Source organism: Candidatus Jordarchaeum sp., from assembly GCF_052745115.1.
This window is the reverse complement of the sequence record NZ_JBRAKS010000535.1, coordinates 1-1,771: the sequence shown is the minus strand read 5'-3', so window position 1 is coordinate 1,771 and position 1,771 is coordinate 1. Positions and strand designations below refer to the sequence as shown.

3 protein-coding genes are annotated in these 1,771 nt (G+C 35.6%); 2 read left to right on the top strand and 1 reads right to left on the bottom strand.

What is annotated here, in order from left to right; all coding sequences use genetic code 11:
• Positions 1-126: 126 nt before the first annotated feature.
• Together ACUVXA_RS20575 and ACUVXA_RS20570 are read left to right on the top strand one after the other, a co-directional pair.
• Positions 127-387 (top strand): hypothetical protein, encoded by a 261-nt coding sequence (locus ACUVXA_RS20575; RefSeq protein WP_445873165.1) that lies wholly within the window; start codon positions 127-129, stop codon positions 385-387.
• On the top strand, positions 356-820 hold the full coding sequence (locus ACUVXA_RS20570) for a PIN domain-containing protein (RefSeq protein ID WP_445873164.1): 465 nt from the start codon (positions 356-358) through the stop codon (positions 818-820). The genes ACUVXA_RS20575 and ACUVXA_RS20570 overlap by 32 nt, the downstream gene beginning before the upstream one ends.
• A gap of 182 nt (positions 821-1,002) precedes the next feature.
• On the opposite strand, the gene ACUVXA_RS20565 is transcribed toward ACUVXA_RS20570, so the two are convergent.
• Entirely contained in the window at positions 1,003-1,578 is a 576-nt protein-coding gene (locus tag ACUVXA_RS20565) for a flavodoxin domain-containing protein (RefSeq protein WP_445873163.1), read from the bottom strand.
• Positions 1,579-1,771 lie beyond the last annotated feature (193 nt).

Genomic DNA, 1,771 nt, shown 5'->3' with positions numbered 1-1,771 from the left:
CTAGTTTACTAGGTCAATATTTTGCGCATTCCAAGGCTGAATTCTTTGTATAATTTGAATAAAATTTATATATTGAATACTATAAATAGGAAAACGAATAATATTTTTCAGGTTAGGTAATCATTTATGAAGCGTACGACGATCTCTGTTTCTGAAGCTGCTAAAAAAGAGTTGTTAAGGGAAATGGCTAAGTTACAGTTAAAGTGGGGGAAAAAGGTGGATTTTGAGGATGTCATAATAAATTTGGTTGTTCGGAATAGAAGGAGACCCGAACTATTGGAAGAGGCGTGTAAGCCAGTGGAAGGAGTTCATCCAGACTTGGTTATTAAGAGCCTTGTTGAAGAGAGGAAGATGGATGTTGAAAGAGAGGAAAGAAAGGCACGCTGAAGAGGAACTTCCGAAAGGCAAGATAGTGTTTGATGCAGGTATAATTATAGAACAACTGTTATCGACAAGCAGAGGAGAAATTATAAAGGAAGCAATCCTAAATGAGGAGATACTTCCATATGTATCTCATATTACGTTAACAGAAGCCTTGTATATACTTTGCAGGCACATTGGATGGAACTTGGCTAACAACAAAGTTGCGAACCTAATTGAATCTGGATACTTTATAGTCGAAGATTTAGAACATGTTTTCGGAATCTCAGCACAGTACAAATGCGAGCGTAAAATCTCCTTGGCTGATTGCTTCACACTCGGTTTGGCTAAATACATTTCCGCACCCGCGCTCTTTGCAGTAAAAGAAAAGGAATTAACAAATGAGAGTAAAAAGAAGCCTTTTGACGTAAAAATCATTTTCCTTGAAGACCTTCTCTAAAAAAACTCCACATTGCAACCCTAAGATTGATGTAAGAGAGATAATAGAAGGACTTTCAGTGATTACTATTCGAAATAAACTCATCGGTGAAGATACTTCATTGGTACTATTAACAGATGGAGATTATTCTACTGATGAGTTGATTAGGTCTATTCTACTTTCCGAGAAATAACTGAAGATACTTAACTCTTCATTAATTCGGCAAATTTTTCTGCAAAGCTGCGAATCTGATCCCAGTCCCGGAAATCGTTTCTTCCCTTTTCATCAATTTCAATGCCAAACTCTTTAGACATTCCTTTTGATGCCATCTTCAGCATTCTTTTATCTAAACCACCCATTCTTGAGGATTCGGAGAAATCGTAAACTCCGCCAAAAGCATCATAAATGTCTGCTTTGACTCCTATCTTGTTCATGACTTTCTCTATCCAATCATTCTTTGCTTTTTCACGGTTCTCCGGAATCGAAGCAAATCCTGAACTAATAAACAGACCAAGTTTTTTCTCTTTCTTTTGAAATTCTCCTCTATGCTTCTTAAGAAATTCCTGTGGCTCATTCATCCACTTCATAATTCTTATACCGGAAGCGACTAAAACTCCATCAAATGATTCTAAAGAAGGCCAATCTTTAGACTTCGTTTTCTTAAGATCAACAACTTGAACCTGCATTCCTTGCTTTTCTAAAACTTTGGCAATTTCTTGAGAAATCTCCTCAGTACTCCCATAACGGCTGCCATATGCAATTAACACCTTTTTATCCATAACACATCCTCACAAATACTAGATTCAAAACTATTAAACGTCTTAAATCTCCAATACAAATTATTTAAAACTATTCTTTAGAGATTATAAAATACTTAACATTACTCAAAAACATTTATCAGAAATTAATCATTTTTGACCGTATACGGGAAATATATGCTTGTATTTTGCTCAACAAGTTTCCCCGAAAAGA